Below are 5,852 nucleotides of genomic sequence, written 5' to 3'. Positions count from 1 at the left end.
AAGGAGCTCGTCGCCCTCGGCCCGCACGCCGGCGCCCACCGCGTCGCGATCCGCGCCGGCGTCTCGATGGCCGTGCCGCTCCTCGTGCTCTGGGCCTTCGGGCGCACCGATCTCGCGCTCTACGCCACCTTCGGCGCCTTCACGGCGCTCTACGGTCGCCAGCACACGCACCGCCCGCGCCTGTGGATGCAGCTCTCGGCCGCCGGCTACCTCGTCGCGACGGTCACGATCGGCACCGCCGTCGCCCTCTCCCCCGCCCGCGAGTGGCTGATCATCCCCGTGGTCGTCGCCGTCGCGGTGGCGGCCGCCTACCTCACCGATGCCCTGCACTGGCACCCGCCGGGCCCCCTCTTCCCCGTGTTCGCCGTGACCGCGTGCGCCTCGGTGCCCACCGACGCCTCGCGCATCCCGGAGGCGTTCCTCCTCTCGGCCGCGTCCGCCGCCTTCGCCCTCCTCGTCGGAGTGGTGGGAGTCGCCGCCCCGAGCGCCCGCCGCCTCCCGCCGACCCCGTGGCGCACCTCGTTCCGCGCCGCCGCCGCCCGCTCGACGACCCGCGCCGCGATGCTCCGCTTCGGCGCGGTCGTCCTCGTCTCGGGCGCGATCCCCACCGCCACCGGCCTCGGTCACCCCTACTGGGCGATGGTCGCCGCTGTCGCCGCCGTCTCGGGCGCCGACGTCACCGCCCGCCTGGTCCGCGCGGGCCACCGGATGCTCGGCACCGTCGTCGGAGTCGCGATCGCCGCCGCCCTCCTCGCCCTCCCCCTGTCGCCGCTCGCCACGATCGCCGTCGTCGTCCTGCTCCAGGTCCTCGCCGAGCTCTTCGTCGGCCGCAACTACGGACTCACCCTGGCCTTCGTGACCCCGCTCGCGATCCTCATGGTCGAGCTGGCCCACCGCACCGACGAGCTCGTCCTCCTCCGCGACCGCGCCCTCGAAACCGCCATCGGCGTGGCCGTCGGAGTCGTCGCGACGCTCCTCGCGCACGCGGCGTCGTCCCGCCGCCGGCGCTGACCGCCGATCAGCGGCTGCGCAGGACCGAGTCCGGCCCGCCCTCGACGCAGCCGCTCCGCGACCGATTCGCTCCGCAGGAGAACTCCACTCGTCTTGAATGCTCGGAGAGGCGCGCTCTAATGCAGACGGAGCTCTCGGCGGCACGCCGTCACTCCCCCCTCGGACGCTTCCGTCGAAGCGCGAGTCGGGACGGAAGAGCGGCGAGCGAGGAAGTCACTGCAACTGCCACTCCACTCCACAGCACGGGCAGCAGCAGGGCGAGCCGCTCGCCGTTCACGAAGTTGCTGCTGATCGAGATCGCCGGAAGCTGTGCACGAGAAGCTTTCGACGACGACGAACATCACGCTTCCGACGGAGACTCCGGCGACCAGCCGCCCGCGAGTGCATCGCCTCGGCGGCATCTCTGTCCAGGGAAGCGGATGACGACGACGAAGACGACGATCCAAAGCACACCGAGGGGCCCGGACAATAGCCCTCTTCGGATCAACACGATCACCCAACCGAGAAGGCCTTCGAAGGACCCGCCACCCTAATTCGCGTGACGAGCAGCTCCGATCGGGATCATCCCACCAGGGCGAGAGAACCGGCGATGCCTGCAGATCTCCACGACGCCACCCGTCGAGCGTCGCGGTCGACCCAGGACACTGCGGATCGTGGTGCACACCAGCGGGCGACTGATCTCCGCGCGACGAGAGAACAGATCGCACCACCCCTCCGCCCGGCATCCGCGATCCGAGCGAGGCGGCGTAAGCCCCGGAGCGCCCGCATCTCTTCTTCGTCCAGTCCGGCCACTAGCTTTAGTCACACATCAGCGAAGGGTGCCACGATGACCATCCACGCACGAGCACTTCAGCGGGTTCAAGACGCCGAGCAGACCCTTGCCGGAATCGACGGCGCCGGCAGCGGAGGCGAGGCCATCCGCCGAATCCGGTCCGCGCTGTTCGACATCCGGACCGCGGAGAACCGCCTCTACGGCGACACGCTCCGTCACGTCCGCAGTACCGCCAGGCCTCGAGAGCCAGAGTTCAAGGAATGGTGGAAAGCGAACTACCCGGACCCACCGACGGACGAGCTGATGCTCTGGGTAAAGGAGATCAGGGATGGCGGGGCGCACGAGGGTGACGATCCGTTCGAGGCCCTGCTCTGGACTCATAGCTTCTCCTCTGCAGACGTCGACGATCGCTTTCAGCCTCCAGGGGACGACGTGTTGATCTCCCAACTGCCGGAGGGGTCGTTCTGGATCACTGGCTTCCAGACGCCTCAGGAACGTCGCTATCCGCTCGTCCTGAAGGAGGGTCACGGTGCGGCGGCAACCTGGTTCGTGACCACCCGAGATGCTCCTCGAACGCATCTTGGTCAGCCGATTCCAGATGATGCACCCACCGCATATCTGCTCAAGCTTGCGACGGAGTACCGCCGGGCACAGATCAACGCGACGATCGCGGCTTGGCAAGATCCAGACATATCCTGACAGTGACGAAACGCCCCCTCGCCGCTTGCAAAGGAGTAGCGCGGGGGCGCTCTGCGTGCGACCTAATCGTGGCGTCCAGGTCTTATGTGGTGACATATCAGTGGGTCTCAGACCCGGGGAAGGGCCCAATCCCGCGTCAGATCGAGCTCCGAGGCCAAGGGAAGACGCACCCTGTACAGCTAGATGCAGCGTTCTTCCTCGAGCGCGTGCGGTGTCGCTCCCGCTACTACGCCGCTGAAGCCGCCACGCGCGGGGCGCACCGGCAGCTGGCTTGGTCCTTCCTCCACTTGCGACAGTGGCAGACAGGCCAATAGTCAGCCCGAGCACTGCCACACGCCTCGTCACTGAGTTGCGGAGCAATCGGTAGCGTCGAGCCCTACAAATTCACCGCCGGCCGCCGCAATCGCCGCCCCGACCACCGGCAGACGTCTAACCGCGAGTTCACGCAGCCGCGCAACGGCGTATCGAGACCCGCCCGCCTGCAGACCGCGGATCTCGATACGGCAGCGGACCGGCCTACTCCCTCAGCGAGGAACGACGCGCGGACGCCCCCGGACCATCGATCGGCGGCGCATCCGTCGCCCCGGGAACGACGAAGGCCCCCTGCTTCCGGGGAAGCGGGGGGCCTTCGACAGTGGCGGTACCGGTGGGATTTGAACCCACGGTGGACGCAAGCCCACACATGTTTTCGAGACATGCTCCTTCGGCCGCTCGGACACGGTACCGGGGTCGAGTGTACGCGACGCTCACAAGTCGCGCCAATCGGCGCGGGATCGAGGGGCCGGACGGGTCAGACCACCGCAGGCAGGAGGAACGAGAGCACGCGGTCCCACTCCGAGACGGCGAGCAGGTGTCCGCGGCCGGGGACCTCCTCGAGGCGCGAATCGGCCAGGCGCGCGGCGTACCACTCGCCGTGCACGCGGCCGACTTCGGCGTCCTCGGCTCCGTAGAGCAGGAGCGCGGGCGAGGCGACGGCGTCGACCGCGAAGCCCCAGTCGAGCAGCGTGTAGCCGATGATGTCGGCGGCCATGCCGGTGGCGCCCTGGGCAGCGGCTCGCCCGAGCATGCGGAGGAGGCGGTCGCGAACGCCGGGCGCCTCGAGCAGCGGGGCGTCGGCCTCGCTCGCGCCGAGCATCCCGAGGAGGGCGGCCGGAGCGGGAGCCGGGCCGAACGCCTGCTCGAGCGCGGCGCGGAGGGTCTGGACGGCGTCGGCCACCGGCAGCGCGCGCAGCGACTCGAGCATCGCCCGGTTCTCGTCGCCGACCCACGGCACGGCGTCGTCGGGCGCCGGAGTCGCGAGCACGGCCACGCGCTCGACGAGGCCCGGGTAGTTGGCCGAGAGCGCGAGCGCGACGCGGCCGCCGGCCGACCAGCCCGCGGCGGCGACGGAGGCGATGCCGATGGTGGCGAGGTACTCGGCGATGTCGGCGGCGGCCTGCTCGGGAGTCGCGGGGGCGCCGGCCCCGGCCTGGTCGAGGTCGTTCAGCAGCTCGGAGTCGCCGTAGCCGGGGCGGTCGACCGACAGCAGCCGGACGCCGTGCCGGGCGGTCGCCGCGGGGTCGGGATCGAGATCGGCCGAACCGGGGGCGGGGTGCGCCAGCACGACGACGTGCTCGGCGTCCTCCGGACCTGTCCAGGAGACCCCGAGCGCGCGGCCGGATTTGAGGTGGTGCACTGTCGACGCCATGGGGTCATCCTCCCGCAGACCTCCGACAGCGCCGGCGCGCCGCTCGGGGCGAGCCTCTCTCCACAGGTGGCGAGCCTGCACCGTTCTCCCCGGCGCGGGCGCGGCACCCTCGCATGTCGGTGCCGCCCGGTATCGTCGAAGACACGTTCGAAGGAACGCCCGATGTCGGAGGCGGCTCCTAGCCTCGCTGAAGACCCCTCCCTCACCTCCCACCCGCTCCGGAAGGACCTCATGGCCGCCTCGAAGACGCGCACCGCCGCCTACCGCTGCTCGGAGTGCGGCTGGACGACCGCCAAGTGGGTCGGCCGCTGCGGCGAGTGCCAGCAGTGGGGCACGGTCGTCGAGAGCACCGAGCGCACAGGGCTGGTCCGTGCGGTCGCGGCGGTGGCTCCCTCCGCGGGGCGCGTCGCCCGGCCGATCACCGAGATCCCCACCACGTCCGGGGCGCACCACCGGCCGACCGGCGTCGGCGAGCTCGATCGCGTGCTCGGCGGCGGCATCGTCTCAGGAGCGGTCGTCCTGCTCTCGGGCGAGCCCGGCGTGGGCAAGTCGACGCTGCTGCTCGAGGTCGCGTCGCGCGCCGCCGCCGAGGGCCAGCGCGTCCTCTACGTCAGCGCCGAGGAGTCGGCCGCGCAGGTCCGCATGCGCGCCGAGCGCACCGGAGCGATGCACGACAGCCTCTACCTCGCGGCCGAGACCGACCTCGCGACGGTCCTCGGTCAGATCGACGAGGTGCAGCCCGACCTCCTCATCGTCGACTCGGTGCAGACCGTCGCGAGCGACACCGTCGACGGCCTGCCCGGCGGGCCGAGCCAGGTCCGCGAGGTCGCGGCCACCCTGATCCGGGTCTGCAAGGAACGCGCGCTTCCGCTCGTGCTCGTCGGGCACGTGACGAAGGACGGCTCGATCGCCGGCCCGCGCCTGCTCGAGCACCTGGTCGACGTGGTCTGCCACTTCGAGGGCGACCGCCAGACGGCACTGCGGTTCGTCCGCTCGCTCAAGAACCGGTTCGGCCCGACCGACGAGGTCGGCTGCTTCGAGATGACCGCCGAGGGCATCGCCGAGATCCCCGATCCGAGCGGCCTCTTCCTGTCGCGTACCCGCTTCCCCACCCCGGGCATCTGCGTCACCGTGGCGATGGAGGGGCGGCGCGCCCTGCCCGTCGAGATCCAGGCCCTCGTCATCGCCAACGACGGCGAGCACCCGCGCCGGGTGACGAACGGAGTCGACGCCTCCCGCGTCGCGATGATCCTCGCGGTCCTCGAACGGCAGGCAGGCATCCCCTTGCGGCGCTGTGACGTGTACGTCTCGACGGTCGGCGGAGTGAAGCTGATGGAGCCCGCCGCCGACCTCGCCATCGCCGTCGCGATCGCCTCCGCGCACGCCTACACGCCGCTCCGCCCCGGCATCGCGGCGTTCGGCGAGATCAGCCTCTCCGGAGACATCCGACCCGCCTCCGGAGCGAAGCAGCGCGCCAACGAGGCCACCCGCCTCGGGCACTCCTCGCACCTCGACTCCGGCGCCTTCACCCTCTCGAGCGCGATCACGCACGCCCTCGTCCCCGTGCCCGAGCGCATCCCGGAGGGCCGCTCCGGCCCTCGATCGAGGATGCAGGGCGCCTGATCCGACCAGGCCGGGGCCGGCGCCCCCGCGACTCCCGAGCAGGCCGCCGCCGACATCGCC

4 protein-coding genes and 1 tRNA gene are annotated in these 5,852 nt (G+C 71.2%); 3 read left to right on the top strand and 2 right to left on the bottom strand.

The annotated features are described in order from the left end of the window. Together IOC53_RS18315 and IOC53_RS18310 are read left to right on the top strand one after the other, a co-directional pair. Positions 1–1,011: FUSC family protein (locus IOC53_RS18315; RefSeq protein ID WP_207408016.1), on the top strand; the 1,011-nt coding region annotated here is incomplete at its 5' end. Positions 1,012–1,837: 826 nt separating this feature from the next. Beyond that, a complete protein-coding gene (locus IOC53_RS18310; RefSeq protein ID WP_207408014.1) occupies positions 1,838–2,482 on the top strand; it encodes a hypothetical protein in 645 nt (214 codons plus the stop codon). 635 nt (positions 2,483–3,117) lie between these two features. Here IOC53_RS18310 and IOC53_RS18305 read toward each other — a convergent pair. Continuing rightward, positions 3,118–3,207: transfer RNA gene (locus tag IOC53_RS18305), tRNA-Ser, on the bottom strand. A 65-nt stretch (positions 3,208–3,272) separates the two neighbouring features. Next, complete coding sequence (locus tag IOC53_RS18300) at positions 3,273–4,169, bottom strand: alpha/beta fold hydrolase (protein WP_207408011.1); 897 nt, start codon at positions 4,167–4,169, stop codon at positions 3,273–3,275. A gap of 231 nt (positions 4,170–4,400) precedes the next feature. On the opposite strand from IOC53_RS18300, the gene radA reads away from it, so the two are divergent. Next, positions 4,401–5,792, top strand: a complete 1,392-nt coding sequence (gene radA / locus IOC53_RS18295; protein ID WP_207408009.1) for a DNA repair protein RadA — start codon at positions 4,401–4,403, stop codon at positions 5,790–5,792. Positions 5,793–5,852: the final 60 nt, after the last annotated feature.

Source organism: Rathayibacter sp. SD072 (assembly GCF_017355185.1).
Lineage (GTDB): Bacteria > Actinomycetota > Actinomycetes > Actinomycetales > Microbacteriaceae > Rathayibacter.
The sequence above is the reverse complement of the archived record's forward strand: the minus strand, read 5'-3'. Positions and strand labels throughout refer to the sequence as shown.

Bases quoted from the DNA above. Each gene is read 5' to 3' on its own strand.
- IOC53_RS18310 (WP_207408014.1), top strand. From the start codon at position 1,838: ATGACCATCCACGCACGAGCACTTCAGCGGGTTCAAGACGCCGAGCAG.
- IOC53_RS18300 (WP_207408011.1), bottom strand. From the start codon at position 4,169: ATGGCGTCGACAGTGCACCACCTCAAATCCGGCCGCGCGCTCGGGGTC.
- radA (WP_207408009.1), top strand. From the start codon at position 4,401: ATGGCCGCCTCGAAGACGCGCACCGCCGCCTACCGCTGCTCGGAGTGC.